Raw genomic sequence first — 26,215 nt, 5'->3', positions numbered from 1 at the left:
GGCGATGGATGATGCGGCCTGGGGGCGCAGGGAGGTCTGGATCGTTTTCGCCGTGGCGCTTGCGGCCAGGTTCCTCCACCTTCTGGCCAGCCTGCAAAATCCATTGCTCCACACACCCATTCTCGATGAAGCGTATTACGCAGGTCTTGGCAGGGGGATCGCCTCCGGATTTCTCATGGGCGAGGGGCGGGCTTTTTTCATGGATCCGCTGTACGGTTATTTTCTTGGCGCGCTGCTCGCAGCCGCCGGTGACGATCTTTTGTTTGTGCGCGCCGCGCAAATCGTCCTGGACTCGGTGAGCGCGGCCCTCGTTTATTTGATCGGGGCGCGTTTGGCCGGCAAAACGGCGGGGCTTGCGGCGGGGCTGATATACGCTTTTTATAAAGTGTCGTTCTTTTATTCTCTGACGATCCTCAAGACCACGCTGACCATGACGGCGTTGCTGTTGTTCGTGCACCTCCTTGTCCGCGCATCGGAAAACGCAAGCCTGAAACGATGGTTATTGCTCGGGCTGTTGGGCGGATTGGCCGTGGAGCTTCGGGCGAACACGGCTCTTCTCATGACGATGGTTCCGGCCATGTATTGGATTGCCCGCCGCCCCAGGATGGGCGCCTTCGTTGGCGCCTGCGTGATGTTCGCCGCCGGAGTAATGGCGCCTCTCATGGCCGGAGCGGCAAGGAACTTCGCCGCCGCAGGTGAGTTTGCCATGCTGCCGACGCAGGGGGGGAGGCTCCTTTATTCATGCAACAATCCGGACAACCTCACCGGGCGATACAACACCCCTCCGTTTTCCCGCCCGAATCCGGAGGACTCCGAGACAGATTTCCACGCCGAGGCGGAGAAACGGCTGGGCAAGAAACTTACGCAGCGCCAGGTGTCGGACTATTGGACGAATGAGACGCTAAGCTTTCTCGCCTCCACCCCATCGGTCATATTGCGGCTTGCGGCCAACAAACTCAAGGCGGCTGGGGGCGATTACGAGATACCCGACATCCATTCGTTTTACCAGGCGGCGGAGTTTTCGTGGGTGTTAAGGCTTCCTCTTCCCACATTCGCGTTCCTGCTGGCCCTGGGGATTCCCGGCCTTGCCGCAGGATTCTGGCGGGACAGGCGCGTGGTCTACGCCATAGGGCCGCCGCTGGCGATAGCATGCTCCATAGTGATCTTTTACGCTTCGTCGCGGATGAGGATGGAAGCGGTCCCATTTCTTGCCATTGGCGCGGGGATTTTTGTGAAACAGGCGGCCGAATGGCTCAAAGGCCGCGACTATGCGCGGATGGCGTCGGTATGCGCAGTGGCGCTGGCGTTGTTCGCCGCGTCAAAGTCCGTCGCCCCGTCCCCTCCATCCGGGGCGGAGGAGTTCTATCTGGCGAAGGGGTACCTTGCCTTAAACGACCTTGCCGGCGCCAAAGCCGCGGCGCAAGCTGGCGCCGAGAAATTCCCCGCGCAGTCCAGGTTCGCTTCGTTATTGGGTTCGGTGGCGCTTGCCGCAAACCAGCCGGACGAGGCCATAGCGCAAAACATGAAAGCGCTGCAAATCGAGCCGGGATCGGCCGACGCATACCACAACATGGGCCTTGCGTACCTTATGAAAGGCGATGCGGTGAAAGCGGCTCCCCTGATCAAGAAAGGGTTGGACATGGATCCAAGGCCGGTGCGCGCCTTCGCCCTTGCCCGGGCGCATGAGATTTCTGGAGACAAAAAGACGGCGGCTTTCTATTATATGGAGACCATAAGGCTGTCCAGACATGGCGGCAGCCTCATGGCGCAGGCAAAGGAAAAAATCGCGGCCCTCGGCGCGGCGGACGGCGGCTGAAGAAAATGGAAACATGAAATGGAATATTTGACGATAGCGTTGCCCAAAGGGCGCAACTTAAAGCCATCCGTGGCGCTTTTCAAGGCGGTGGGGCTAGATTTTTCCGGAGCGCTCACCGACAACCGCAAACTGATATTCGAAGCGCCCGGGGCCGGCTCCAGGGCAATTGTCGTGCGGGACACGGACATCCCGACGTACGTCGAAAACGGCTCCGCCGATATCGGCGTGTCCGGGGCGGACGTGCTGGCCGAGCAGGGGCGGGACCTGTATGAGCCGCTCGACCTCAAATACGGCTACTGCCGGATGATGGTTGCCGAGCCCAAGGAGCTTTCGGAGCGGGACAACCCCGGCGACTGGACCCACATCAGGATAGCGACGAAATTCCCCAACATCACGGAGGCCCATTTCGCCGGGCGGGGAGTGCAGATAGAGATAATAAAGCTGTACGGCTCCATCGAGCTGGCCCCGCTGGTCGGTCTTTCCGAAAGGATAGTCGACCTTGTCTCCACGGGCGAGACCCTGCGCAAGAACGGGCTTACGCAGGTGGAGCTTATCATGGAGGCCACGGCGCGCCTTGTGGTGAACAGGGCCTCCTACAAGACCAAGAGCGAAAGGATAGGAAGCCTGATCGCGGCGGTGGAGGCGGTCCTCCCCTCGCTCAATCTTTCCTGATCAGGAGTTTTACCGGAATCACTCCGACGCCAGCGGGATCGCCAGCTCCCGTTCGAGCCTTTTAAACAGCCTGTCGGTGACGACGATGTTTGGCTTGGCCTCTTCCCACCTGGTCCCCTTGAAGACCTCCGTGAACGGGACCACCTTTATCTGTACCGATGCCCCCTTGTCGGCGATGCGCACGTTATAGCGATAGCGGATCACCGCATCTCCCCCGAAGGGGTTGATGGAGATGAGCGCGTCCTTGTCCTTGCGCTCGTCATATATCCAGCCGGTCAATATCATCCCGGACGACCTGTCCAGCGTTGTCAACGGAAGGTCCACAACGGTGTCCACAATCCTGTTCCAGGCCACGCCGAATTTCAGGTTGTACTCTTTTAGCACCGAGTTGTTGTCGTATGTGACCACCCGGGTGGGCTTTGCCCCCTCGTCCACGGCGGCTCCGGAGGGAGTCTGCGCCTTTTCGTCCACCACCTCGAAGTACCGTTTGTTGGCTCCGTTGCCGAGGCCGGCCTCTTCCACCTTCACCACTTTCGGGCGCGAAAGGGCCGTGCGCGCCGTCTCCTCGGGGCTAATTGGATTTATCCGCGTCTCCTCCAGGCCCACAGGCGTTATCTCCGCCGCCTTTTCCTGTTTGGCCTGCGCCGGTTTGCCGGGCATCGGCTTGTCCGCGTCCTCCGTTTTCCAGATCAGAGAATCGGTCATGGAAGCGCAGGAAGATGTTCCGGCCATTGTGAAGGCCGCAGCGAGAATGAGGGCCGCGTTGCGTAAGGTGTTATTCATTTTATTCCGGTTGAATTTAAGTTCTCAGTTTAAGAACGGTTGGAGCGGCAAGTCAAGGCCAAAAATGCCGGTTGTGATCCCTCGTCTGCCTTGCGCCCCCCCTTTATCGTGAAGCTGACGCCGCTTGAGGAGTTTTGCGCCTTGCCCGGCAACATGGAAGCGATTTTGTCCCGGGTTTCTTTGGGCAGTTGGTCCAACGGAACCTCCAACCCGCTCTTGGCAGTGATTGTCTGGCCCGGATTTTCCATGGCCTTGTGGATGTTGTCCCCAAGCAGGGCGCGCAGCTCCTCCGGGACCTCGTCAAGGCTCCGGTAAACCTTGCCGTTGATATTGATGTTGGTGGTGACGCTCTTTTCAAACATGGTTTCCTCCGGCATGGTATTCGCCATAAATATTTTAGCCCGATTTTACCGGCATGGGCTCATTTCATCTCCATCTTCTTAAGCTTCCTTATCCTGTCGCGGTACATGGCGGCGGTCTCAAAGTCAAGGTCCCGCGCCGCTTTTTTCATCTTCGCGTCGTATTCGCGGATCAGCCTTTCGATCTGCGCCTCCGGCAGATAGTCGAGCGCTTCCTCGCTTTCCTTGGGCACGGTCACATAATCCTGCTCGTACACGGAGGCGAGCGCCTCGCCGATCTTTTTCTTCACGCTCTGGGGGGTGATGCCGTGCTTTTCGTTGTAGGCCCGCTGGATGCTCCTGCGCCTGTCTGTCTCGCCGATTGCCCGCTTCATCGAGCCGGTCATCTTGTCGGCGTACATTATCACCGTCCCCTCCACGTTACGCGCGGCGCGCCCGGAGGTCTGGATCAGAGACGTTTCCGACCGCAGGAACCCCTCCATGTCCGCGTTGAGGATGGCCACCAGGCTCACTTCCGGGATGTCCAGCCCCTCGCGCAGAAGGTTGATGCCGATGAGCGCGTCAAACTCCCCCATCCGCAAGTCCTGGATGATCGCCATGCGCTCCAGGGTCTGGATGTCCGAATGCAGGTAGCGGGCCCGCACCTCCAGCCCCTGATAGTAATCGGCGAGGTCTTCGGCCTGCTTCTTGGTCATCGCCGTGATAAGCACCCGCTCGTTGCGCTCCACCCGTTTCCTTATCTCGTCGAGCAGGTCGTCCACCTGCCCCGCCACGGGGCGCACGATGATCTGAGGATCGCAAAGCCCGGTGGGACGCGCCACCTGCTCAACAACCACACCGCAAGACTTTTCCAGCTCGTAGGCCGCCGGTGTGGCGGAAACGTATATCGCCTGCGGCACAAGCGCCTCGAACTCCTCAAAGGAAAGGGGCCTGTTGTCATAGGCGGAAGGAAGGCGGAACCCGTATTCCACCAGCGATCTCTTCCTGGACCTGTCCCCCTTTAGCATGGCGCCGATCTGCGGGATTGTCTGATGGCATTCGTCTATCACCAATAGCGCGTCCTTGGGCAGATAGTCCAGAAGGGTGGGGGGCGGATCCCCCGGCTTGCGGCCGGTCAGGTAGCGCGAGTAATTCTCTATCCCGTTGCAGTAGCCGATGGCCTTTATCATCTCGATGTCGGCCATGGTGCGCTCCTCTATCCGCTGCGCCTCGATAAGTTTGCCGTTGACGGTGAATTGCGGGACCACCTCCAGAAGTTCGGAGCGGATCCTGCCCATGGCCTTTTCCATCACCTCGGCGGGGGTGACGTAATGCGAGCCTGGATAGATGTTCACCCCGTCAAGCCTGGCGGCCACCCTGCCGGTGAGGGAGTCCACCCGACTTATGGAGTCTATCTCGTCGCCGAAGAACTCCACGCGTATCGCCGTGTCGCTTTCGTATATGGGGAGTATCTCCACCACGTCCCCGGTGGCGCGGAACGTGCCGCGTTTAAAGTCGATGTCGTTTCGCTCGTACTGTATCTCCACAAGTTTTTCCAGAAGCGCGTCCCGCTCCATCTTCTTGCCCCGCTCGATCCGGATCCGCATGGCGTTATATGCTTCCGGCGAACCCAGACCGTATATGCACGAAACGGAGGCCACTATGATCACGTCCCGCCGCTCCAGAAGCGACATGGTGGCGGAGTGGCGCATCTTGTCTATCTCCTCGTTGATGGAGGAGTCTTTCTCGATGTATGTGCCTGTCTTGGGCAGATACGCCTCCGGCTGGTAGTAGTCGTAATAGGAGACGAAATATTCGACCGCGTTCTCCGGGAAAAACGACTTGAACTCCGAATATAACTGGGCGGCCAGGGTCTTGTTATGGGCGATCACCAGCGCAGGTTTCTGGGTTTTTTCGATGACGTGGGCGATGGTGAAAGTCTTGCCCGAGCCTGTGACCCCCAGCAACGTCTGGTGCTTCAAACCGGACTCGACTCCCTCCACGAGTTTTGCGATGGCGTCCGGCTGGTCCCCCGCCGGCTTGAAGTCCGAGACTATCCTGAATTTAGCGCTCATCAGGACAGTATAGCCAATCAAACGGCGGCAAGGCGCCTGGATTTAGTAATTTGCCTCCAAATTGCCCTTATCCCTGCGTGACGAGCGCCATGAACCTTTTGGACAATTCAAGGAACACAGGCCCCGGACACGCGGCCAATTGCCGGCCGTCCACCTGCGCCACGGGTATCAGTTCAGCCCCCGTCCCGGTTAAAAAGCACTCGTCGGACGTATATATGTCATATGGCGCCAATGCCGTTTCGGCGGCGGGAATCCCGGCCTTGCCCGCCAGTTCCAGAGCGACAGACCGGGTGATCCCCTCCAGCGCCCCCTCGACGGCGGGAGGGGTTAGCACACGCCCGTTGCGGACGATGAACACGTTGTCCGCCGTCCCCTCGGCCACCCTTCCCTGTGCGTTGAGCAGCAAAGCTTCGTCGGCCCCCGCCCGGTTCGCCTCGATCCTGGCCAGGATGCGGTTCAAGTAGTTAAGGCTTTTAATGCGCGGGTCGAGCACATCGGAAGGGGCCTGCCGGGTGGATGCGATTATCACCCTTGCGCCTCGCTCGCGGGCTTCCCGGCTCACCATCGCAAGTTCGTCCGCGATGATAAATAACGACGGTTTCGGGCATTTTTTTGGATCTATTCCCAGCGGCCCTTTGCCCCGGGTGACAACCAGCCTTAAGTATCCGTCTTCACCAGGGAAAGCGGCAACGGTCTTTTCCACAGCCGTTCTGATTTCGTCATGGGTGCGCCCTGCATCAAGGGCGATGGCCCGGGCCGAGCCGAACAGCCTGTCCAAATGTTCGCCGAGTTTGAAAATCCTGCGCCGGTAGAACCGGATACCCTCGAAGACGCCGTCGCCGTACAGCAGGCCGTGATCGAACACCGAAACCTTCGCCTCGTCCCCCGGGACGATTTTCCCGTCCATCCAGCACACCGATTTGCCGCCCATGACCGCCCTCCTTTGTCTCAAATAAGGTCAACTATATTGACATATTAAACTTACTCCATCCGGTCTATAATGTCAACATGGTTGACCATATTACGCCCGAAGCCTCCCGGGAGGCTTGTCTGAACAAGGCGCTGGAAGCGCTGTTCTTTGCTTTCCGCGCGGTCATCGCCAAGCCCGACGCGCGGCTTGCCGGGCTCGGGTTTTCGCGCGTCCATCACCGCATCCTATACTTCGTCGGGCGCAATCCCCGGCTTGGCGTCAACGAACTTTTGCGCATCCTGGGCGTGAGCAAGCAATACCTCAACAGGCCGTTAAGGCAGCTTATGGAAAAAGGCCATGTCAGCTTTGTCCAGGACGGGCAGGATCGCCGTGTAAAGCGCCTTTCCCTCACGAAGAACGGCCAGCGGCTGGAGCGGGAACTGTCCGGAGCCCAGCGCATGCGTTTCGCCAAAGTGTTCGCGAAAGCCGGGTCAAAGGCGGAGGAGGCATGGCGCATGGTGATGAAACTTCTGGCCGATCCGAAGTTTGATTGAGCGGACAGGCGCGGCTGTATGTTGCATGTTCCACTGCCGCAATTTTCACCGGGTGTGGCCAAATGCGGCGGTGAAAGAATCCCCATCCAAATTAACTCTTTTAAAATTCACATGTTACGTCTGGCGCCGCTATTGCTCCATAAATGATTGGAGTGCCGCTTCTGCTTGGCGGAGCAAATATGTTTTGCGGCGGCGTGAATCGGTGGCGATGTCAAACATGAAAATCGGGGTGGGCCATGTATATCCAGTGGAGCAGTTCATACAGGGCCGGCGTGGATAATTTTGACAGGCAGCACAAGATATTGTTCGACATCATGAACGATTTTCACAGCCGGATAATTTCCGGCCACAGCGGGGATTCCCTGCTCCCCACGTTAAACGAGCTGGCCAGTTACGCCGCCACGCATTTTTCCCTGGAGGAAAAGGCGATGGCCGCGGCCGGGTATGCGGGGCTGGAAGCCCACAAAAAGGAGCACGCTTTATTCCGGAGCGAGGTGATCGGCTGTCTTTCCGATCACATGAACGGGGTGAAGGTCATGCCCCTGGACCTGCTCCGGTTTATTTCCGAATGGCTGAAAAACCACATCATGAAAAGGGACATTGAATACGGCGCCTGTCTTTCAAGCGGGCAAACGCAGCGTCACGCCATGAGCGGACGCGAGACGGGCGTATGAGCGTCAATCTGATTCCGGAGTTATGGAAATGGACACGCAAAGTCTTGTAAAGTGCGACGGGTGCGGCAGGATGTTTTCCGATGAAGGCGAACCAGGCCAGATTGAGGTTGAGGCCGAATTCAAGGACATGAGGAGCGTTCCGCTTGGGGTGACGCTTCACGCCCGGCGGCGGGGCCTTGAGTTCCAGTTAAAGCCATATGAATTCTGCCAGGAATGCACCTCATACCTGCTCGATATCATGAAACGCAAGCTTGAGCAGATGCAGGCCGTCTGAAAAAAAGAACTGACGTCATCTTTGGCAACGGGGACAATGCGCCCGTCATTGCGCCGCAAGTATCCGTCAGACGGCCACTTTAACCCCGGCCGCCGCCATTGGCGCGGCGTGGATCGGCATTTGCTCCTGCCCCGCCGAGTGCATCGCCTGGCTCCACGCGTCCTTTAACGTGGTGAACATGTCCATGCAGATGTTCAGGTCCGCCACGCTTCCCTTCATGTTCGCGTCCAAAAGCCGCCTGTTGACGATCGAATAGACCTTCTCCAGACTGACCGCCACCTCTCCCCCTTTTTCCATGTTCAGAGCGGCGCGCAATTCGTGCACTATGCGTTGAGCCTTGCTTATGGCAAGCCCCCTGCCCGCGATGTCCCGTGTTTCAAGGCAGCGTTTCGCGTCGTTGATGAAGCGTATCGCCCCGTCATACATCATGAGGACCAGCTTTGACTTGTTCGCGGTCGAAACCTGCGTCACCTGGTAAACCGATGGCCTGCCGTAACCTTGCATTGTAAGTGATTCCTTTCAGATAAATGTTCGAACCGCCGACGTTATCTCCAGTTCTTGTTCAGGTTCGTCAACTGGTTGTTAAGGTATTGCTGCTGGGAGCTCATCTTTGCCAGCAAGACCTCCAGATTGGCGAATTTAGCTTTCAGGTCCACTTCCTTTTTCGTGATTCTCACGTTCAAGGCGTCAATGTTGTCCTGATATTCCCTGTCCCGGTCATCTATGCTCTTGGTCTGGGTGTAGATCAGCCCTTCAGCCGAATATTCCGTGTAAGTCGAAGCGTTGGTGGCCACGCGCTCGGCCACGCCCACGGTTATTTTCATCTGGCCCGTGGCGCTTTCCACCAGCGATCCTGTCCTGATTAGCAGCCCTTCAAGCGATGTTCCGGCCTGCCCAAGGGCGAAGTTCCCGTCCTGCGTGAGGGATATCCAGTCGCTTGTGCCGGAAAGCTTCATCTGGAACACCCCGCCGGACACCCTGGTGCTGTATGTCCCGCCCTGTGTTTTGCCAGAGGCGGCCACGAAAGTGTAGGTACCGCTTCCGCTGGGGGCGAAAAGGTTCTGGACCTGGGCAAAATTGGTCTGCAGCGCCGAGGAAAGCTCGGCTGTGTCCACCGTGAGCTGGAAATTCCGGTCCATCATGATCCCCACCTGCGACAGCGTCGATAACGTGCTTGTGTCAGTGGGGTCCAGTCCGGGCACCGCGCCGCTGACTATGGAGCGCAGCTGGTTTTGTATGGTCATCAGGGCGTTATTGCCGAAAAGCGCCCCTTTCGACTTTGTGGACGGGTCGTACTTGAGCTCGTTGGAGATCAGGTTGAGCGCGTCATTGTACGCGGCGACGAATTTTTCTACCTTCGTGACGATCCCGGCATAGTCGGTGGCGACCGTCACGGCGCCGGACCCGGAGGTCTGCAGGTTTAGCGTCACCCCGGAAATGACGTCAGTGGCCGTGTTCGTGTCCTTGCTTATGGATATGCCGTTGACGGTGAACAGGGCGTTCTGGGCGGACTGCGTGGTGGTGAAACTAAGCGCTCCCGCGTCCATCACCGTTGATGCGGTGAATGCCCCGGCGGCCCCGGTGTCATCGCCGGAGAGGACAAGCTTGTATAGTGGGCTTGCGGTCGTTCCGGAGTTGACTATTGTCGCCGTGGCTGCGGCGGCCGAATTGTTTATGTTGCTCAAAATATCCGACAGGCTCTGCCCGGAAGTGATGCTCACGTTGGTGGCGCCGATGCTCAAGGTCCCCGAAAGCCCGGCGGCTGTGGTCATGCTCGCAAAAGTCTGGCTGCTGGCGGAAATCTGGTTGGCGGCTAGTTGAGTGACCTTTACGTTATATGTGCCTGCCGCCGCGGATGTGGTGGCCGTGACCGACAGGACGGACCCGCCGGCGGAGTTGTTGTTCTGGAACGAGGCGGACAGGCTGGAGAACTTCTGGGCCGATTTTAAGTCATTGGCGGCGGACTCAAGCGAAACGAGCTTGGGGCTGATGGCCGACCAGGCGGTCTTTTCTTCCTTGAGGATGGTCTGCTTGTTCTCGATTAGCTTTATGGGCTGCCTCTCGATGTCAATCAGTTGCTGGATCAAGGACGTATAGTTAGTCCCTGAGACCAGCCCGTCAATGGAAATAGACATTTTATAAACCCCGTTAAAGCCGCATAATCGAACTTCAAGTATATTATCGGTTCAATGCGCTATCCCCTTTAGGATAATCTTACTGTTTACCCATATGCGCTAGAAAATTATAGCAATAAACAGGCCAAAACATTAATTTTTGCCGCCAGATTGCAGGTTTAAACGCCACTTCGCTTGAAAAATCAAAGGGGTCTGGATTGCTCCAGACCCCTTCTTTGATCCAACGGTTTGATTATCAAGGTGTTGGATGCGAAGCGCCATGACGTTAACCGAGCAGCTGCAGCACCGACTGAGGCACAAGGTTGGCCTGGGCCAAGATCGCCGTCGAAGCCTGCACCAGTATCTGATTCCTGGTGAACTGCGAGATTTCGTGCGAGTAGTCCGCGTCGCGTATCTGTGATTCGGCTGCCTGCAGGTTCTCAGCGGACACCGCCAGGTTGTTGATGGTGTGCACGAGCCGGTTTTGCACCGCGCCAAGCCGGCCGCGGGCTTCGGTCACCCTGGCAAGAGCGGAATCTATCCTGCCAAGAGCGTCGAGGGCCGAAGAGACGTGCGTCACCGAAATGTTGGTTATGTTAAGCCCGGTGGAGTCTATGGCGGTCAGGTCCACGGAGGCGTTCAGGCTGATGCGGTCAGCCCAGCCGGCCTGCATGCCAATCTGGATCACCACCGAGTTGGCGGATGCGCCGTTGTTCAACTTGATGGTGGTTATGTCGCCGTTCAGTGCGCCGTTGAGCAGTTTCTGGCCGTTGAATTCGGTGACCGTCGAGATCCTGTCTATTTCGTCCCGCAGCGCGGAAAATTCGCGGTTGATGGTGGCCCGTTCGGTGGAACCGACTGTGCCCGTGGCGGCCTGCGCGGCCAGTTCGCGCATACGAACGAGGATGGAAGACTGTTCGGAAAGGGCGCCTTCCGCCGTGTTGATCATGCTCACGCCGTCGTAAGCGTTCCTTGTGGCCTGCTGGAGGGAGCGGATGTCCGCCCTCAAGCCTTCGGATATGGCCAGACCCGCCGCGTCGTCCGATCCGCGGTTGATCCTCATACCGGATGAAAGTCTTTCCAACGATGTGCCAAGGCTGGCGTTGTTGGTGCCCAAATTGCGCTGGGCGGTGAGGGAATACAGGTTGTTGTAAACTCTTAATGGCATTGCCGGTCCTCCTTGATAATGTGGGCCTCAGCATCCTTGCTGAAACCAGTTAACCTCTTTTGTCGGTGGCGCTTCTACCGCCGATCTTCATCGGGTTTTCCCGAAGTTGATTTCTTATCGTCCCGGCGAAATTTTTCCTTGAGGGTTTTTTTTGCTTGCGGGAAAGATGGCATGGAAGTTGGCTGGAGATGAAAAAATTGCCGGGGGGATATTAGACGGAGGTGGACGAAATTTCCTCTATTATTCTTAAGGCGGCCTCCTTGGGATTGCCAGCCTTCAATATTGGGCGTCCCACTACTATATAGTCCGCTCCTTCCTCGATGGCCGCAGAGGGGGTCATTATCCTCGCCTGGTCGTCGGCTGCGGCCCACGCCGGGCGGACACCCGGCGTGACCACCAGAAAATCGTCCCCGGTGATTTCCTTTATCATCCGCGCCTCCTGCGGCGACGCCACCACGCCGTCCAGCCCCGATATTTTGGCGTTCCTCGCCAGATGAAGGACCATCATGGCTGGAGTGGAGCCAACGCCGGCCGCTTTTAGTTCCGGCTCCGTCATGCTTGTGAGGATTGTGACCGCTATTATTATGGGAAGGGTCTTTCCAGCGCTCGCGCAAAAGGCCGTCACTTCCTTGACGGCGGTGGACATCATTTCCGGCCCTCCCAGGGCGTGCATGTTGAACATGTCCACCCCAAGCCCGGCGGCCGCCTTTCCGGACAAGGCGACGGTGGCCGGTATATCGTGGAACTTTAAGTCCAGGAATATCTTCGCGCCGGACGCGTTTTTAATATCTTCTATTATGCGGGGCCCGCAGGCGGTGAAAAGCTGGCTTCCAACCTTGAACCACTGGACGGCCCCCTTAAGCGGCTCCACGGCGGCCATCGCCTCCGCGTGGGTTGCAACGTCCAGCGCCACCATCAGCCTTTCGGCCGGATCGTCAGTCCGTTTGCCCATCCGGCTCCTCCTGCTTTTTCGCCGTGAAGAAACGGGCCGCGAATAACCCCGCCTCGAACAATATCATCATCGGCACGGCCATCATAAGCTGGGAGACCACGTCCGGAGTCGGTGTGAGAATGGCCGCCACCACAAAGTCCCCAACGATGAAATATGACCTCTGCTTGGCCAGCCAGTCCGGCGTGACCAATCCCATGCTGGCCAGAAACACTATCACAAGCGGCATCTCGAATATGATCCCGAACGCCAGCGTGAACATGAACACGAAAGAGAGGTAATTGCCCACCGAGATCATCGGCTTTAATCCCTCTCCGCCGTATCCGATCAGGAACTGCAATCCGATGGGCAACACGGCAAAGTAGCAGAACGCCGCCCCAATCGCGAAAAACAGGGTGCCTATCACCACGAAAGCCCCCGTGTACCGCCGCTCCACCGCCAGAAGGCCCGGCGCCACGAATTCCCAGGCCTGGTATAGAAGCATCGGCGTGCTAATCATCACGGCAACGTATATGGAAAGCTTTAAGTAAACGAAAAAAGCCTCGGTGGGGGAAAGGAACACAAGGTCAATGCCTATAGGCTTTCTGACAAACTGGTAGATATCTCCGGAAACGGCATAGACCGCCATGAACACCACGCCGACGGTCACAAGACAATAGATAAGCCGTTGCCGCAGTTCCTCCAGGTGGGTGGTGAACGGAAGTTTTTCCTCTTCCCCCACGCGGCGCATGACTTTTGGGGGGACGGCCGCGCCGGGGGCTTGCTTTTGCTTGTCCGGGGCCGCTATATTTTCGTCGTCCATCGCAGTCTTACTTCGCTCCCACAAGCTCTTTGAACATCTGGGCGTTCTTCGCCGCCGAGCCCTGGAAGTGGTTGTTGAAAAATACCAGCGTCTCCCCGGCCTGCGCAGCCACCCTTTTCACCGGCTCTATAAAGCCCCTCAACTCCGCGTCCGAATAAAGATAGTCGTAACGGACATAGGCGGGCACGTCAAACCATTTCGTGTTCCTCCCGTGGAACCGGAAATACGCCAGGTCCGACGTGGCCACGGGGGTGAACGGCGTGAGTTTTGGCAGGTCCGGCTCGTCCACAACGCAATACCCGGCATCCAGGCTCCGCAAAAGGTCGAAGGCCGATTGCGCCACCCACCCCCGGTTGCGAAGTTCCACCGTGAGCTTCAATGGCCGGAGCGCCTGGACGAACCATTTTAGATGCTCCTCGGTCTCTCCGCTTCTGGCGAATTTAATAGGGAACTGCGCCAGCACGCACTTTAGCCGCCCCGCCTCCGTAAGGGGTTTCAATCCTTCCATGAAATCGGCGAACGTCCCCTCGTCCCGGACAAGGGAGCCGTCCCCGGCGCGGATCTTGTGGGTCATCGAGCCGTGGGTCTTCACCACGAACGTAAAATCGTCCGGCACGTGCTTTAACATGGTCTCAAACGTCTTGGCGGCGGGCATGGTGTAATAGGTGAAGTTTAGCTCCACTATCTTGAACTTAAGCTCGGTGGCGTAATAGGAGAGCATCTCCTCCTTTTTCGTCCCTTTCGGGTACACCGGCCCTATCCAGTCGTCATACGAAAAGCCGGAGGTTCCGGCCAATATCCGGGGTTCGTCTATTTCCATGGTTCCACGCCCAACGTCAAATTGAAATAGATTAACAGGAGGGGAGGGGGTGGTGCGATATTTTTTGGAGGGCGCCTACACTTTAATGCCGATTCTCTCACCCTTTCCGCCTTGTACCGCTTCCTGGCCGCTCTGCCGCAGGCGCGAGGTCTGCGCGTCCGACGTCTGGTTGTTGACGTTCTTATATGGAGCTCCGCTTCCTTTCATCGGCACATTGGACAGTTTGCCGGACCAGTCCAGAAGCTGCCCCGGATTTTTGGCCGCTGGGGGCATGGATATGTTCTTCCCCGTCGGCCTGATGGACGACGACATTTTATTGCCCGTGGCCTTAGGCACGCTCAACGAAGGCATTCGACCGCACTCCTCGCCCGATAAGTCTTCATGGAGAACTTATCGGCGGTGGGGCGGGGGAGCTTGACCTTTTTTGAAAGTAAGAAAGGGGTCAGGCCGTTTACTTTTGACTTTTTACTGCTCGCCGGGATGTTCTTCACCCCGCCATCGTATACGGCGGCATGATGAGTCCGGGGTGAAGAACACCCCGGACAGCGATTCGTTCCCCCCTGGGAGCGCGGGCATCTTGCCCGCAACAAGTCCAAGGAGCCTCGAAGGCGTCTTGGACTTGCAAAAAGCGCTGCTGTAATTAGACGGAGCCGTTTAGGCCCCGTCTAATTAGTGCGGGCAAGATGCCCGCGCTCCCACGAAGTCCCCGGTTCCCCGCTTTAGGAATCCGTGGTCAGCGACCACGGGGAAGCATTAAGAGGCGACCACGGGGAAGCATTAAGAGGCGACCACGGGGAAGCGTTAATAGAAACGGTTACGGGGAAGCAGAAAATCATTTTCGACAATGGGTTTTTCCTTTGGGAGCGCCACCAGCGCGTTTGCTGTCATCCCGGAAGCCTCATAGGCTATCCGGGATAAGGGCCCCGGCCCCGGCTCGGAGCCTCTCTATATCTCCCCCGCCGCGAAACCGGGCTGCTGGTACGGGATGTACGTGGATGGCCCTTCAAATGCCACCGCGACGCGCTCAAACCTCTCGCGGAACTGCTCCGGTGTAAGGTTTGTCTGGGCGGCCAGGTGCTTTACGTATTCTTCGTTCTTAAAGTCGTCCTTTTTCAGCCGGATCATGTATTCCAGCGCCATTTCGTACGTCTCGGTGTGTATGTCCACCATGCGCACCTTCGTGCGCCCCGTATCCGGGTCCATGATCGCGTAAAAAGGCATCGGCACCGACTTGCCGTCCTGTATCGTTATCATGTCCCCGCTGCCGCCCAATAGCGCGTGTTTCGCCGCGGCGAAGCCCAGTTCTTTCGTGTACTCCATGTCGAAAGGGACAGGCTCCACGCAGCGCAGCTCATAGCCTATGTCCTTGTCCACGACGGTGGTCTTTATCCCAAGTTTTTTAAGTTCGCCGCGCAGGGTGTTCTTCACCACCTTGCCAAGCTCGATTTCCGAAAGGCGCGGATGGCCGTGCTCGTCGTATTCCAGATGCCCCATGCGTTCGAGTTCTTCCGTGGAAAGTTTTTCGGCCAGTCCCTCCGCCAATATCGCCACGCCATAGGGCCTGCCTGCCGCCTTGCGTTTTATGATGGCTCCCAGCAGGGTGTCCACAATCCACATGAAGTCAATTTTAGGTCCGGCGAACTCCTCCGGTATCACGGTTATGGTGGCGCCGGCCGGTTTGCCGATGCCGATGGCAAGATGCCCGGCCTTTCTTCCCATGGCAACCACCAGGTACCACCTTCTTGTGGTCTTGGCGTCGTTCATTATGCTTTTGACTATCTGCACCCCGAAATGCCGCGCTGTGGCGAAGCCGAAGGTGCGGATGCCGTGGGGGAGGTTCAAGTCGTTGTCTATCGTCTTGGGGACATGGATCACCCGGATGCGCCCCTGGGCAAGCTTTGCCACCTGGTGGGCGGAGAAACACGTGTCGTCCCCCCCGATGGACAAAAGGCAATTTATCCCGAGATTGTCGAGCGATTCGACGACGGCCTTCAAGTCCTCCGGCCTCTTCGTCGGATTTGCCCGCGAAGTGCGAAGGATGGAGCCCCCCTCAAAATGAATAGTGGACACATCCTCGATGAAAAGCTCCTTCACCTGGGTGATATCCTTTGCCATCAGGTTGGCGAAGCCATCGAAAATGCCTATCACCTTCGATCCATGGTTGCGAAGCTTTATCGTGGCCGCGCGGATGACGCTGTTTATCCCCGGAGCGGGCCCACCGCCCACCAGTATGCCTACAGTCAAAGGGTTCATGCCTATCCCCTAAAATGGATTAATTCGCTGACATATACTCATGAACAAGTATATGTCAGCGAGTGTGTCCCTCCAAGTCTTTATATGCGGCTGAATTCCTCCGGTTGAAGCCGTCTCCGGACTTTGGGTATTATTAAAGCCGCCAGCCCCGAAACGGCGCAGAAAATGAGCGCCATTACAGGCAGCACGTCCCCCGTGTCGGCGTACAATGTGGGAACGCGCCCAACGGGAACGTCGGCGATCATGATTCCGTCCGCGTCGCCGTCAAACCGCATGGAGGCGGCCGTCCTGCCATACTGGTCGGAGGCGAAGGATGTGGCCCGGCGGACCGAACGCACCATCGGCATCCCGTTGGACAGCGCCATGTACCGGGCCATCATCGAATGGACAGGGTCTATCCCCGGCCAGTCGGACGACGGGAGCAAAACCATGTCCGCCCCGCTCTGGGCGTTGTCCCGCGCTATTTGCGGGAAATCGTAGTCGTAGCAGATCGCGCCGGTCATCTTCACTCCGTCCACCTCCACCACCGCCGCTTTGGCCTCGCCGGGTATCGGTCCTTCGCCCGGCACGGGATGGCGCTTGTGATAAACGTCCGCCACTTTCCCCGAACTTGTGATGAAGTGATATTTATTCTCCCACACAAACGGCTCGAACGAATTTACCACACCAATAGCCATCACCAGCGATATCCCCTTTTCGCGGGCAAGCGCCGCCCCTCTGGCAACGAACGCCTCTTCTTCATCTTTACGCAGAAGCGTGCCCGCTTCATTCCATACCACGGTCTTTGCGCCCATATCGGCGGCCTTGCCGGTCCGATCGAAAAGGACGCTGTCATACGGCCTGAAAATGTCGGTGCTCTTCCTCATTTCGAGTATGAGGTCAAGTGGCAAAGGCGATGAGACCGCCGCAACGGTGGCGTTCTTTAATGGAGGATCGGTGAGCAGCCGCAGATTGCCATACGCCTGCGTTGCGATGAAGAGGATGATGAACGCGAAGATGTCCCCTTTCACGGCGCGCGGCCCATAGATAGCAACCGCCGCCGTCACTGATGAGCCTAGCGCAACTAGAAACGAAAGGCCCGCGATGCCCGCCAGCGAGCCTGACTGCGCCAGAGGAAGGTTGTCCACCTGGGTGAGCGCAAGGGCGCCCCACGTCCCCAGTTCAGTGAAACTGTAATTTAGCCACTCCGCCGCCACAGTGATAGCTGGGAAGAAGTATATCCCCCACCGGACGCCCAGCCGTCTTGATATGGCGGCGGTGAGAGATATTCCCGCGAATACATAGACCGCCGCCGGGACAGCGAAAAGAGGGACCGGCAGGATCACCGGAGGAGAGATTATTTTCGCCACAGTCAGGTTCATGGCAATGGTCAGATAAAAAAGCAGCCATAAATGCCCTTTAAAGTCGCTCCGGGCGGTCATTGCCACAAGGAAAGGGGCGAACGCCACCCACGCCAGTTCCTGGGCGCTAAACCGGTACATGGAAAGGAACAACAACGCCCCCCCTGCCAGAAGCGTTAAATGAAATCCCTTGTTTGAAAGTGAAAACCTCCCATCATCAACCTCCGTGAGCGCATTCATTTTCGATCCTCCTATATATTCCCGGCGTGGCGCCCACGTGCCCCCGTCCATAGGAGCGCCAACTGCCGTTTGTAAGCCTCGCCAAGCCCTATCATCCTGTGGGACGCCACAACCACCGGCGTTCCAAGGAATATCACCGCCAGCGAAAGCATAATCCCGTCCACATCCGCCCCGGAGGGAAGTTCGCCATTAGCGATGGCCGTTTTGATGAGGGGGGGCAATACCGATTCCAATCCCAAGTCCCCCAATTCCTGGAAATCTTCGATCTGGGGGAACCGGAGTGCTTTTTCCGCAATGGTGAGAGGAATGGCCGAGATGTTTTCCATGTTCCTTTTTCGGGACTGGAACGCGACGATCTCCTCCATCACCTCCGGGTTTTTCTCGCAAAGGCTGGCGGTATGGGCGAAAATCGCCTCGATGGCCGCAACGCTCCCCCCACCTTCTTCGTAGGTCATCCTTGCGCGCCATGAAACTTCCACGCTCCAAAGCTGGATGAAATAAACAAGCAGGTCTGTTTTTCTGGCGAAATAGTTGAAGAAGGTGGCGTATGAGACCTCCGCCGCATGGCATATTTCGGCGACGGTCACTTCTTCCAGTGGTTTTTGCGCCATAAGGGCCAGCGCCGCATCCAGCAGTTTTTGCTTGGTTCTGGCGAACTTCTTTTCCCGAAGGGACAATTGTTTATGTCTCATGATTAAATATATGCTGCTATCTAAGTTTATAGTCAAGTATATTTTTATGAGCATGTAAAACCATGACTTGCCTGCCGCAGGTATTATCTATGAGTTTTTAAGCAGGCTGTACGACACCATTATTTTCCACAAACTGGACCGGGAGTAGATAGCCGGCGTGGCGTGGCTGCAGATGAAAATGTGGAGGAAAGGCTTGCCAAAAAGAACATCGGCATTATTGTCACTCCCGCGGCCGCCGCGTACCTTGCGCAGGCCGGGTATGACGAAACATTCGGCGTCAGGCCGCTAAAAAGGCTATCCAGGCCCAGATACTCGACAAACTCTCGATGATGATCGTCGAAGGAAATGTGCTCGGCGGGGATGATGTGATAGGGGATGATGTGATAGTTGACCATGACGGCTCCGCCATTGTGATTACTGCCCGGGAAAAGCCGTAAAAACGGCGCATTGGAGCCATCGGGCCACGATTTTGAAAGGCTCCCGGAAAAAACTTGCGCAATTGTGGACATATGTCCTCGTTTTTGTCTTGTAAGCGCTGTCAATCCGTAAACAAGTAATTTTCCCTTCCCGAAAAGTAATCACTTGACAATACATGCCGGTTAATGTAAAAAGTCAAGAACATCAAGGTATATAGAGACCTTGATTTATCTCCAAATCGTTGATTTCATAAACGCGCGGGCCTTGAGAGGGGCATCCGGCGCTAAATGGGTTCAGCGAAAGTGGGGGGGGAGAAATTCAAACAAAGTCTTGTTAACTAAAGTGTCCTGGATCGGTCAGAAAAAACGGTTTAATTCCACGCGTATATGCATTGCGCGCGTGGGTGGGCTTTAGGTTTTTATCAACTAACATTATGGGGGAGGGTTTTTATGGCGCATAACGAGGGCCATGGTGGCCAAGGCCATACCGTCCATCACTGGGAATCAAGCGTTTATCCGCTGATTCTGGTGGCGGGCATCTTTTTCGCGATTCCAATCGCATTCGGCCTCTTTTTCCAGTATCACAACGCCACCATGGGCATAGCCGCCCTTGGCATTGGGACGCCGCTTTTGATCTGGGGGGTCGCTGGTTGGACGAAGGAAGGCATCGCAAACAGGGATCATGAGCACGGCTACTCCCTGACAGGCCTTCCGATCTTCATCGTTTCGGAAGTCATGATATTCCTGTCTCTTTTCGCCGCTTACTGGACAATGAGGATGTCCGCCGACGTGTGGCCGCCTGCGGGTTCTCCGGAGATAGGCGTGACCCTTCCTCTGATTATGACCGTGATACTGGTCACTTCCTCGGTCACATACCACCTCGGTGAAATGAGGATCGAAGAGGGAGACAAGGGCGGGTTCAACACCTGGCTGATGGTGAGCATAGCATTGGGCGCCGTATTCCTTGGCTGCACGGCCTATGAATACAACCATCTTCTCAGCGAAGGTTTCGTGTGGGGCACCAACGCGAAGAGCACGGCGTTCTACTCGATAACCGGCTTCCACGCTTCCCACGTTCTCGTCGGCCTGTGCGCGTTCATCGCGATACTGATACCGGCGCTTGGCGGGGCTGTGAGCCACACTTTCGTGAAGGGGGCCGGGATTTACTGGCACTTCGTTGATATCGTTTGGTTCTTCGTTGTGAGCCAGGTTTACATCTGGTAATTCGGGGATAATCAAGTGTACACGTTTGGGAAGCACCGGGCCGTTGTGATGGCGGCCGCGCTTATCCTGTTTTTCGCGGCGCAAGGGAGCGCCCAGGGATTCCGCCCGCCCGAGTCCGAGCTTGATCCGGCGACCTTGCTGGTTGACGAGATCAACGTCCTCGGGACCAAGCTTGACGGCGGACTGACCTTCGTAGGGAGCGACGGGAAGGAATTTTCCATGAAAGACCTGCGTGGCAGGCCTGTGATCATGGTCCTTTCCTATTATTCTTGCGACGGATTCTGCCCGGCCTTCAACGGCGACCTGAAAAAGGTGCTCGACAAGGCGCAGGCGTTAAAGAACGTGAAGATCGGCAAGGACTTTTCCGTGTTGACCCTGTCTTTCGACAAGAACGACAATGCGTCGAGCGCGGAAATATTTTCGAAGAGCCTTGGGATTCCATCGGACATGAAGGGCAGCTGGTATGTGGCCACCTTCAAGGATCATGAGGACATCAAAAAGCTCACTTCGAATGTTGGTTTCAAGTTCTTCTGGTCTCCCGCCGACAGGATGTTCTTCCACTCAAGCGCGTATTATTTCATTTCCCCCGAGGGCAGGGTCCTTCGAATCCTTCAAAGCCAGGTTTCCGACGCGCGGGACATGGAGCTTGCGATATTGGAAAGCAAGTTCGAGCAGCTCAAGCCGGCGGACGCGGGCAATATAGCGATGAGCATGTGCTACAGCTATAACTTCAAGGATGGCAAGTACCGGCTCAATTATCCGCTTTTCGTTTCTTTCGGTTCATTGTTGACGGGAGTGGCGGCGTTTTTATTCGCCGCCAATATTCAGAGGAAAAAAGTGAAGAGAGGCAAGGAGACTAAAATATGAAGAAATGGGTGTTTACGGCGGCTATGATGGCTGCCGCTCCATTGACGGCTATGGCGTCATCAGCCGCACCGGCCGCCGAGGGGGCTATCCATGACCACACCGAGGGTTGGAACAATCTTTGGGGCCATCTGGTGCTAGACCTGGGCGCGATTGGCGTTGTTTTCGGGCTGATATCGATTTACATGCTCGTGTCTTTCGTGAGGAAGAGCGAGAACGAAGAGGGCAGCCTTCCGGGATTGTCGCTGGGCGGCTCGCTGGCCTGGACGCTTGTCCCGGTGTTTGTGTTCCTGGCGGACGATATGTATCTGGCCGCCAATGGCTTCAAGCTGTGGATCAACCAGAGGACCGTCCCTGTGAACGCCAGGGAAGTCAAACTGACCGCAATGATGTACAACTGGGAGTTCGACTACGGCAACGGAGTCGTCGCCGAGGCGGACGCCAACGGCAGGCCGCAGCTTTTCGTTCCTCAGGGGCAGCCTGTTGTCCTCCGGATGCACAGCGAAGACGTGGTCCACTCCTTCTTCCTTCCCGATTACCGCGTGAAGGAAGACGTTATGCCTGGGCGCATCACTTACGAGTGGTTCCTGCCCAAGCAGATCGGGGAGAACGTGCTCACCTGCACCGAGTATTGCGGCGTTGGTCATTCGAACATGTTCGGCAAGGTGAAGGTCATTCCCGCAGCCAAGTTTGAGGAAATGATCCTTGCCAAGAGTGGCGCAGCAACTCCGGCTCCGGCCGCTCCGGCTGAGGGCGCTGCCCCGGCCGCTCCGGCAGCTGAAGGCGCCGCCGCTCCGGCTGCTCCGGCCGCCGGAAAGTAACGGTTTTAAAGAGGCCGGCGGGCTTGGGGTTCGTCGGCTTTACGGAAAATAGGCTTGAAATGAAAGGATATAGGCATGAAGGATTGGATTTTTTCAACCGATCATAAAAGGATCGGCATCCTGTATCTGGTAGGGTCCATCGCGGCGTTCGCTGTCGCCGGGATAATGGCCCTTCTGATACGGCTTGAACAGTCGGGCCTGGGGCCGACAATCACAAGCGACGCCACGAACTACAACGTATGGTTGTATTTCCACGGCGCCGCGATGATCTTGGCGTTCCTGATACCGGGGCTGACAGGGTTTTTGGCGAACTACCTCATCCCGATAATGATAGGCGCGCACGACGTGGCCTTCCCGAGGATCAACTCGTTCTCGGTGTGGCTCTTCTGGTTCGCCATCGTTCTTGCTCTTCTGACTTTCGTCATCCCGGATCCGCCTGATGTCATGTGGACGGGCTATCCCCCGTACTCCGTGCAGACGGCCGGGAACACTTCTTTCTACGTGTTCACCGTGCACCTGATGGGCTTCTCGTCCATCCTCGGCGCGGTCAACTTCCTTTGCACCGTGATCTACATGAGGGCGCCAGGCCTGGGCTGGAACCAACTGAACATCTTCGTGTGGACCGTTCTGGGCGCGTTCGTCCTGCAATTGATCTTCATCCCCGTGCTCGCCGCGGCGGTGACTTTGGTTCTCTTTGACAAGTATTTCGGCACGGCGTTCTTCGCGCCGGCCCAGGGTGGCGACGTGCTTTTATACCAGAACCTGTTCTGGTTCTATTCGCACCCGGCGGTGTACGTTATTCTGCTGCCGGCCATCGGGACCATCCTTGAGATACTCTCCACCATGTCCCGCAACCCCATATTCAACTATAAGACCTGTGTTTATGGCGGCGTGTGGGGGACTGTGGTGCTCGGTTCGGACGTGTGGGCCCACCACCTGTACGTTTCAGGTCTTGTGGACTGGCTCAGGATCGGCATGATGATGACGACGATCATCATCTCCATCCCGGTGGGTCTGCTGGTCTTGACCATGGTGGGGACGCTGTACAAGGGTTCCATCCAGTACAACACCCCGATGCTGTACGCGGCCTCCGAGCTGTTCCTGATCCTGGCGGGCGGGCTGACCGGTATCCCGCTGTCCATGACCTCGATGACGCTGCATCTTTCCGAGACATACTTCGTTATGGCCCACTTCCATTACATAATGGGAATCATGGCCACATTCGCGGTGTTTGCGGGGGTCTATTTCTGGTTCCCGCTTATGACCGGCCGGATGTACAACGAGACCCTCGGCAAGCTGGGCTTCCTGCTCAATTTCATCGGCGTGAACGTGACCTTCGCTCCGCTGATGTGGATCGGCGTGGAAGGGATGCCCAGGAGGTATTTCGACTATGCCATGTTCCCGCAGTTTGAAGGCGCGATGAAGATCGCCACTGTCGGCGCCCTTATCATCGCCCTTGGCATGGCCATCACGATCATCACCTGGATCCACGGCGCCATCGCCGGCGAGAAGGCCCCTCACAATCCGTGGGGTTCCAAGTCGCTGGAGTGGACACACACCGTGTATCCTCCGGGGGCCGGCAACTTCCCCACTCCTCCGACCGTGTCGGCGGATTGGTCGCCTTATAACTACGGTAAGCATACTGCTCACACGATATAAGGCGTGTTCCTGGTAGAATGATGCGGTCCCGGCTCTGGTATAATACCGGAGCCGGGCCGTTCTTTATAAAGTTTGCGTATATTTTCAAATACATCTTTGTTAGCATTAAAAGCAGTAGAGGAACAATGCGCATGAACAAGATACTTATCGGGCTCTCAATCGCTTTCACTTACATTCTTATGGTGGTGGGGAACGTGGTCACCACGACCGGATCCGGCCTGGGTTGTCCGGACTGGCCGTTGTGTTACGGGACGGTAGTCCCTCCCCTTCAGATACAGACATGGATTGAATGGAGTCACAGGCTTCTTGGAGGCGCGACAGGGCTTTTCATATTAGGCGCGACGGTTTCCGTATGGTTGACGGCAAAGGGGCCTGTCAGGGCGCTGACGATGTCGGCGTTGGGGCTATTGGGGGTTGGCGCGGTATTCGGCGGGGTGATCGTCATGCTGGAGGCGCCGCTTCTTGAGGGCGTTCTGCATATAATGGTTATCTCGTTCCACATTATTGTGGCCACGGCCATTTTCATTCTCATGATCCTTGCCTACCGGCGGCTGGACACGGCTCCGGCGGCGAAGGAAAACAGTGTCTATACTGTGATGTTCGCCATAATCCTTCTCCAGGTGATCCTTGGGATTTTCGTCAGGTACAGCCAGGCGGCCATGGCCTGCTCGGCGGAGTTCCCGCTTTGCAACGGCCAGGTGATCCCGGAATTCGCGGAGCCGGGTATCGCTCTTCACTTTGTCCACCGGCTGATGGCGTATGTGGTGTTCTTTTTCACCGGCGGTTATATGATAAAGGCGATAAAGGACAAGAGCGACGTGGCCAATTCCGTCATAACGTTTTCGCTCGTGGTGGCGCAGGGGGCGGTGGGCATAGGAATCGTGCATTCCGGCATGTTCCTCCCCCTGATTGTCGGCCACGGCGCCTTTGGATTCCTGCTGCTCGGCTGGGTGGCCTACAGGTCGGCCCCGGGGCTTCTTGGATTTAACATGCTGGTTCAAGAGGAGGCGAGGGCGTAAATGTCCGGGCGCGTATCCACCGCTGAAGCGAGGCAGATCAGCCTTAAAGGGGTCCTGTTGGACCACCTTGCGCTTGTAAAGCCGGGGATAATCGCGCTTGTGATAGTTTCCGCCCTGGCCGGGATGTACATAGCGCAAAGGGGGCTTCCCGCCCCCGCGCTTGTCTTCTGGACACTTCTGGGGACCGCTTTTTCCACGGCGGGCGCCGCCGCATTGAACAACTATATCGACAGAGATATAGATTTTGTCATGCGCCGAACTTCAGGCCGGCCGCTCCCCTCCGGATTGATCAGCCCGTTGAAGGCCCTTTATTGCGGGCTGGCGCTTTCCGCCATTTCCGTTGTGATCCTTACGGCACATGTAAACAAGGCCGCCGCGCTATATTCCACGGCGGCCTTGTTCATTTACGTCATACCGTACACTTTGATGACCAAGCGCAGCACGCCGCTGGCCACCTTTGTGGGCGGCGTGGGCGGGGCTCTTCCTCCGGTGATAGGTTACGCGGCGATCAAGCCGGTTCCGGACATCTGGGCGCTCACGCTTTTCCTGATAATATTCGCCTGGCAGCATCCGCATTTCTGGTCGCTCGCCCTAAAGTACATGGATGAGTACAAAAGCGCCGGAGTGATGAACCTGCCGGTGAAAAGAGGGGTGGACGAGACCAAGCGGCAGATAGCCATATGGGCCTTTGTGCTTGCGGCGGTCTCAATTCTGCCTTATGTAGTCGGGATGGCGGGGCTGTTTTACCTTGCCGGAGCAATGGCGGCCGGCGTCCTGTTCTTCTCTCTGTCCCTGTGGTTTGTTTTCTCGGGCAGGAAGGTGGCGATGAGCCTCTTCTTTTTCTCCCTGGTGCATCTCCCCCTGCTGTACTGCCTGATTATCGTTGATATTCGTTAAAACTCACCTGGCGGTCTCAAATGTCTGAAGGCAAAAAGAAGTTTTTTATTTCCCAGCGCACGCTTGTCATCATAATGATCCTTGTCATGGCTGGCATAGCAACATCATTTATATTCCGGGTCATGTCCCACGGCTACAGATAGGCTATTGCCTGGGCCGGTCTGACGTCTGGCGAAGTCCGCTCTTCCGCAAGAAACATACGGAAGGTGTGGCGTGGCTGGATGTGTTTGATTGGTGCGCCCGGCAGGATTCGAACCTGCGACCTACAGAACCGCAATCTGGCGCTCTATCCGGGCTGAGCTACGGGCGCACGAATCTGTAATTATATTCTATCGGGCCGCAAAGTTCAAATTCGATAATCGACGGTAAATATGCGCCGCAAAATCCGCTGGAAATATCTTGGAAACAAGCGGCTCTGAGGTTTCCACCAGGAAGTCAAAAGCGCTGAAAGTGCGCTAGCGGGCCTTCTCCTTGCGCTCCTGCTCTTCCTTGCACCCGATGCACAAGGTGGCCACGGGGCGCGCCTTCAGGCGTTCTTCGCCGATTTCCCCGCCGCAATCCTCGCAATGGCCGAATTCACCGGCTTCTATCCTGCCGATGGCTTCTTCGATCTTTTTAATAAGCTTCCTGTCCCGGTCCAGCAGACGGAGGGTGAAGTTTCTGTCGGTCTCAAGCGATGACCGGTCCACCACGTCGGGAAGTTCTTCCGAATTCGCGGAGATCCCCCCATTGGCGGACTCCGTCGCTTCCTTGACGATGTCCTCCCGCTGCTTTTCGAGGGCCTGTCTGAAAAAATCTAAATTGATTTTGCTCATGATCCAAATATAAAGGTCTTTATAAA

Annotated in this window: 27 protein-coding genes and 1 tRNA gene; 12 read left to right on the top strand and 16 right to left on the bottom strand. The window is 56.9% G+C overall.

Features of this window, described 5'->3' with window-relative positions:
* The first annotated feature begins 4 nt into the window (after window positions 1-4).
* Window positions 5-1,816, top strand: coding sequence for a glycosyltransferase family 39 protein (locus HZB29_03885; protein MBI5814731.1), 1,812 nt, complete (start codon window positions 5-7; stop codon window positions 1,814-1,816).
* 18 nt (window positions 1,817-1,834) lie between these two features.
* On the top strand, window positions 1,835-2,488 hold the full coding sequence (locus tag HZB29_03880) for an ATP phosphoribosyltransferase (GenBank protein ID MBI5814730.1): 654 nt from the start codon (window positions 1,835-1,837) through the stop codon (window positions 2,486-2,488).
* An 18-nt stretch (window positions 2,489-2,506) separates the two neighbouring features.
* On the opposite strand, the gene HZB29_03875 is transcribed toward HZB29_03880, so the two are convergent.
* The 4 genes from HZB29_03875 to ilvE form a co-directional block, all read right to left on the bottom strand.
* Complete coding sequence (locus HZB29_03875; protein MBI5814729.1) at window positions 2,507-3,271, bottom strand: hypothetical protein; 765 nt, start codon at window positions 3,269-3,271, stop codon at window positions 2,507-2,509.
* Window positions 3,272-3,300: 29 nt separating this feature from the next.
* Complete coding sequence (locus HZB29_03870) at window positions 3,301-3,633, bottom strand: hypothetical protein (protein ID MBI5814728.1); 333 nt, start codon at window positions 3,631-3,633, stop codon at window positions 3,301-3,303.
* A gap of 59 nt (window positions 3,634-3,692) precedes the next feature.
* Window positions 3,693-5,684 carry an excinuclease ABC subunit UvrB gene (gene uvrB / locus HZB29_03865; GenBank protein ID MBI5814727.1) on the bottom strand — a complete coding sequence of 664 codons (1,992 nt, stop codon included), beginning with the start codon at window positions 5,682-5,684 and terminating at the stop codon, window positions 3,693-3,695.
* 67 nt (window positions 5,685-5,751) lie between these two features.
* Window positions 5,752-6,615, bottom strand: coding sequence for a branched-chain-amino-acid transaminase (gene ilvE / locus HZB29_03860; protein ID MBI5814726.1), 864 nt, complete (start codon window positions 6,613-6,615; stop codon window positions 5,752-5,754).
* Between the two features lie 77 nt (window positions 6,616-6,692).
* Here ilvE and HZB29_03855 point away from each other — a divergent pair, with 77 nt between their 5' ends.
* The 3 genes from HZB29_03855 (at window position 6,693) to HZB29_03845 (ending at window position 8,096) form a co-directional block, all read left to right on the top strand.
* A complete protein-coding gene (locus HZB29_03855; GenBank protein MBI5814725.1) occupies window positions 6,693-7,148 on the top strand; it encodes a winged helix-turn-helix transcriptional regulator in 456 nt (151 codons plus the stop codon).
* A 236-nt stretch (window positions 7,149-7,384) separates the two neighbouring features.
* Window positions 7,385-7,822, top strand: coding sequence for a hemerythrin family protein (locus HZB29_03850; GenBank protein ID MBI5814724.1), 438 nt, complete (start codon window positions 7,385-7,387; stop codon window positions 7,820-7,822).
* A gap of 28 nt (window positions 7,823-7,850) precedes the next feature.
* Window positions 7,851-8,096 carry a hypothetical protein gene (locus tag HZB29_03845; GenBank protein MBI5814723.1) on the top strand — a complete coding sequence of 82 codons (246 nt, stop codon included), beginning with the start codon at window positions 7,851-7,853 and terminating at the stop codon, window positions 8,094-8,096.
* A 66-nt stretch (window positions 8,097-8,162) separates the two neighbouring features.
* On the opposite strand, the gene fliS is transcribed toward HZB29_03845, so the two are convergent.
* The 10 genes from fliS to HZB29_03795 all read right to left on the bottom strand — a co-directional run bounded on the left by fliS (window position 8,163) and on the right by HZB29_03795 (window position 18,474).
* Window positions 8,163-8,600: a flagellar export chaperone FliS gene (fliS, locus tag HZB29_03840; GenBank protein MBI5814722.1), complete on the bottom strand. Its 438-nt coding sequence runs from the start codon at window positions 8,598-8,600 to the stop codon at window positions 8,163-8,165.
* A 41-nt stretch (window positions 8,601-8,641) separates the two neighbouring features.
* Window positions 8,642-10,231, bottom strand: a complete 1,590-nt coding sequence (gene fliD, locus HZB29_03835; GenBank protein ID MBI5814721.1) for a flagellar filament capping protein FliD — start codon at window positions 10,229-10,231, stop codon at window positions 8,642-8,644.
* A 265-nt stretch (window positions 10,232-10,496) separates the two neighbouring features.
* Entirely contained in the window at window positions 10,497-11,378 is an 882-nt protein-coding gene (locus HZB29_03830) for a flagellin FliC (GenBank protein MBI5814720.1), read from the bottom strand.
* A 211-nt stretch (window positions 11,379-11,589) separates the two neighbouring features.
* The gene (gene pyrF / locus HZB29_03825; GenBank protein MBI5814719.1) at window positions 11,590-12,330 is read right to left on the bottom strand and encodes an orotidine-5'-phosphate decarboxylase; all 741 of its coding nucleotides are present in this window, start codon (window positions 12,328-12,330) and stop codon (window positions 11,590-11,592) included.
* On the bottom strand, window positions 12,314-13,129 hold the full coding sequence (gene tatC, locus HZB29_03820) for a twin-arginine translocase subunit TatC (GenBank protein MBI5814718.1): 816 nt from the start codon (window positions 13,127-13,129) through the stop codon (window positions 12,314-12,316). Before tatC ends, pyrF begins: the two co-directional genes overlap by 17 nt.
* Before the next feature lie 7 nt (window positions 13,130-13,136).
* A complete protein-coding gene (locus tag HZB29_03815; protein ID MBI5814717.1) occupies window positions 13,137-13,949 on the bottom strand; it encodes a DUF72 domain-containing protein in 813 nt (270 codons plus the stop codon).
* A gap of 75 nt (window positions 13,950-14,024) precedes the next feature.
* Window positions 14,025-14,300, bottom strand: coding sequence for a hypothetical protein (locus HZB29_03810; protein ID MBI5814716.1), 276 nt, complete (start codon window positions 14,298-14,300; stop codon window positions 14,025-14,027).
* A 594-nt stretch (window positions 14,301-14,894) separates the two neighbouring features.
* Complete coding sequence (locus tag HZB29_03805; protein MBI5814715.1) at window positions 14,895-16,202, bottom strand: 6-phosphofructokinase; 1,308 nt, start codon at window positions 16,200-16,202, stop codon at window positions 14,895-14,897.
* An 80-nt stretch (window positions 16,203-16,282) separates the two neighbouring features.
* Window positions 16,283-17,782 carry a hypothetical protein gene (locus tag HZB29_03800; protein ID MBI5814714.1) on the bottom strand — a complete coding sequence of 500 codons (1,500 nt, stop codon included), beginning with the start codon at window positions 17,780-17,782 and terminating at the stop codon, window positions 16,283-16,285.
* 11 nt (window positions 17,783-17,793) lie between these two features.
* Entirely contained in the window at window positions 17,794-18,474 is a 681-nt protein-coding gene (locus HZB29_03795; protein MBI5814713.1) for a TetR/AcrR family transcriptional regulator, read from the bottom strand.
* Between the two features lie 162 nt (window positions 18,475-18,636).
* On the opposite strand from HZB29_03795, the gene HZB29_03790 reads away from it, so the two are divergent.
* From HZB29_03790 to cyoE, 7 genes are all read left to right on the top strand, one after another.
* On the top strand, window positions 18,637-18,804 hold the full coding sequence (locus tag HZB29_03790; protein ID MBI5814712.1) for a hypothetical protein: 168 nt from the start codon (window positions 18,637-18,639) through the stop codon (window positions 18,802-18,804).
* A 536-nt stretch (window positions 18,805-19,340) separates the two neighbouring features.
* On the top strand, window positions 19,341-20,114 hold the full coding sequence (locus tag HZB29_03785) for a heme-copper oxidase subunit III (GenBank protein ID MBI5814711.1): 774 nt from the start codon (window positions 19,341-19,343) through the stop codon (window positions 20,112-20,114).
* Window positions 20,115-20,129: 15 nt separating this feature from the next.
* Window positions 20,130-20,981: an SCO family protein gene (locus HZB29_03780; GenBank protein ID MBI5814710.1), complete on the top strand. Its 852-nt coding sequence runs from the start codon at window positions 20,130-20,132 to the stop codon at window positions 20,979-20,981.
* Entirely contained in the window at window positions 20,978-21,799 is an 822-nt protein-coding gene (locus tag HZB29_03775) for a hypothetical protein (GenBank protein MBI5814709.1), read from the top strand. The genes HZB29_03780 and HZB29_03775 overlap by 4 nt, the downstream gene beginning before the upstream one ends.
* Window positions 21,800-21,874: 75 nt before the next feature.
* Window positions 21,875-23,458 carry a cbb3-type cytochrome c oxidase subunit I gene (locus HZB29_03770; GenBank protein MBI5814708.1) on the top strand — a complete coding sequence of 528 codons (1,584 nt, stop codon included), beginning with the start codon at window positions 21,875-21,877 and terminating at the stop codon, window positions 23,456-23,458.
* A 131-nt stretch (window positions 23,459-23,589) separates the two neighbouring features.
* Window positions 23,590-24,477, top strand: a complete 888-nt coding sequence (locus HZB29_03765) for a heme A synthase (GenBank protein MBI5814707.1) — start codon at window positions 23,590-23,592, stop codon at window positions 24,475-24,477.
* Window positions 24,478-25,374, top strand: a complete 897-nt coding sequence (gene cyoE / locus HZB29_03760) for a protoheme IX farnesyltransferase (protein ID MBI5814706.1) — start codon at window positions 24,478-24,480, stop codon at window positions 25,372-25,374.
* A 232-nt stretch (window positions 25,375-25,606) separates the two neighbouring features.
* On the opposite strand, the gene HZB29_03755 is transcribed toward cyoE, so the two are convergent.
* Window positions 25,607-25,684: transfer RNA gene (locus tag HZB29_03755), tRNA-Arg, on the bottom strand.
* Window positions 25,685-25,829: 145 nt separating this feature from the next.
* Window positions 25,830-26,189 (bottom strand): RNA polymerase-binding protein DksA, encoded by a 360-nt coding sequence (gene dksA, locus HZB29_03750; GenBank protein MBI5814705.1) that lies wholly within the window; start codon window positions 26,187-26,189, stop codon window positions 25,830-25,832.
* Window positions 26,190-26,215: the final 26 nt, after the last annotated feature.

The organism is Nitrospinota bacterium (assembly GCA_016235255.1).
GTDB lineage: Bacteria > Nitrospinota_A > UBA7883 > UBA7883 > JACRLM01 > JACRLM01.
Note: the sequence above shows the minus strand (reverse complement) of the source record. Positions and strands in the feature narration are given on the sequence as shown.

Excerpts from the sequence above, each read along its gene's own strand:
- HZB29_03885 (MBI5814731.1), top strand. The coding sequence starts at position 5 with ATGGATGATGCGGCCTGGGGGCGCAGGGAGGTCTGGATCGTTTTCGCC.
- HZB29_03880 (MBI5814730.1), top strand. The coding sequence starts at position 1,835 with ATGGAATATTTGACGATAGCGTTGCCCAAAGGGCGCAACTTAAAGCCA.
- HZB29_03875 (MBI5814729.1), bottom strand. The coding sequence starts at position 3,271 with ATGAATAACACCTTACGCAACGCGGCCCTCATTCTCGCTGCGGCCTTC.
- HZB29_03870 (MBI5814728.1), bottom strand. The coding sequence starts at position 3,633 with ATGTTTGAAAAGAGCGTCACCACCAACATCAATATCAACGGCAAGGTT.
- uvrB (MBI5814727.1), bottom strand. The coding sequence starts at position 5,684 with ATGAGCGCTAAATTCAGGATAGTCTCGGACTTCAAGCCGGCGGGGGAC.
- ilvE (MBI5814726.1), bottom strand. The coding sequence starts at position 6,615 with ATGGGCGGCAAATCGGTGTGCTGGATGGACGGGAAAATCGTCCCGGGG.
- HZB29_03855 (MBI5814725.1), top strand. The coding sequence starts at position 6,693 with ATGGTTGACCATATTACGCCCGAAGCCTCCCGGGAGGCTTGTCTGAAC.
- HZB29_03850 (MBI5814724.1), top strand. The coding sequence starts at position 7,385 with ATGTATATCCAGTGGAGCAGTTCATACAGGGCCGGCGTGGATAATTTT.
- HZB29_03845 (MBI5814723.1), top strand. The coding sequence starts at position 7,851 with ATGGACACGCAAAGTCTTGTAAAGTGCGACGGGTGCGGCAGGATGTTT.
- fliS (MBI5814722.1), bottom strand. The coding sequence starts at position 8,600 with ATGCAAGGTTACGGCAGGCCATCGGTTTACCAGGTGACGCAGGTTTCG.
- fliD (MBI5814721.1), bottom strand. The coding sequence starts at position 10,231 with ATGTCTATTTCCATTGACGGGCTGGTCTCAGGGACTAACTATACGTCC.
- HZB29_03830 (MBI5814720.1), bottom strand. The coding sequence starts at position 11,378 with ATGCCATTAAGAGTTTACAACAACCTGTATTCCCTCACCGCCCAGCGC.
- pyrF (MBI5814719.1), bottom strand. The coding sequence starts at position 12,330 with ATGGGCAAACGGACTGACGATCCGGCCGAAAGGCTGATGGTGGCGCTG.
- tatC (MBI5814718.1), bottom strand. The coding sequence starts at position 13,129 with ATGGACGACGAAAATATAGCGGCCCCGGACAAGCAAAAGCAAGCCCCC.
- HZB29_03815 (MBI5814717.1), bottom strand. The coding sequence starts at position 13,949 with ATGGAAATAGACGAACCCCGGATATTGGCCGGAACCTCCGGCTTTTCG.
- HZB29_03810 (MBI5814716.1), bottom strand. The coding sequence starts at position 14,300 with ATGCCTTCGTTGAGCGTGCCTAAGGCCACGGGCAATAAAATGTCGTCG.
- HZB29_03805 (MBI5814715.1), bottom strand. The coding sequence starts at position 16,202 with ATGAACCCTTTGACTGTAGGCATACTGGTGGGCGGTGGGCCCGCTCCG.
- HZB29_03800 (MBI5814714.1), bottom strand. The coding sequence starts at position 17,782 with ATGAATGCGCTCACGGAGGTTGATGATGGGAGGTTTTCACTTTCAAAC.
- HZB29_03795 (MBI5814713.1), bottom strand. The coding sequence starts at position 18,474 with ATGAGACATAAACAATTGTCCCTTCGGGAAAAGAAGTTCGCCAGAACC.
- HZB29_03785 (MBI5814711.1), top strand. The coding sequence starts at position 19,341 with ATGGCGCATAACGAGGGCCATGGTGGCCAAGGCCATACCGTCCATCAC.
- HZB29_03775 (MBI5814709.1), top strand. The coding sequence starts at position 20,978 with ATGAAGAAATGGGTGTTTACGGCGGCTATGATGGCTGCCGCTCCATTG.
- HZB29_03770 (MBI5814708.1), top strand. The coding sequence starts at position 21,875 with ATGAAGGATTGGATTTTTTCAACCGATCATAAAAGGATCGGCATCCTG.
- HZB29_03765 (MBI5814707.1), top strand. The coding sequence starts at position 23,590 with ATGAACAAGATACTTATCGGGCTCTCAATCGCTTTCACTTACATTCTT.
- cyoE (MBI5814706.1), top strand. The coding sequence starts at position 24,478 with ATGTCCGGGCGCGTATCCACCGCTGAAGCGAGGCAGATCAGCCTTAAA.
- dksA (MBI5814705.1), bottom strand. The coding sequence starts at position 26,189 with ATGAGCAAAATCAATTTAGATTTTTTCAGACAGGCCCTCGAAAAGCAG.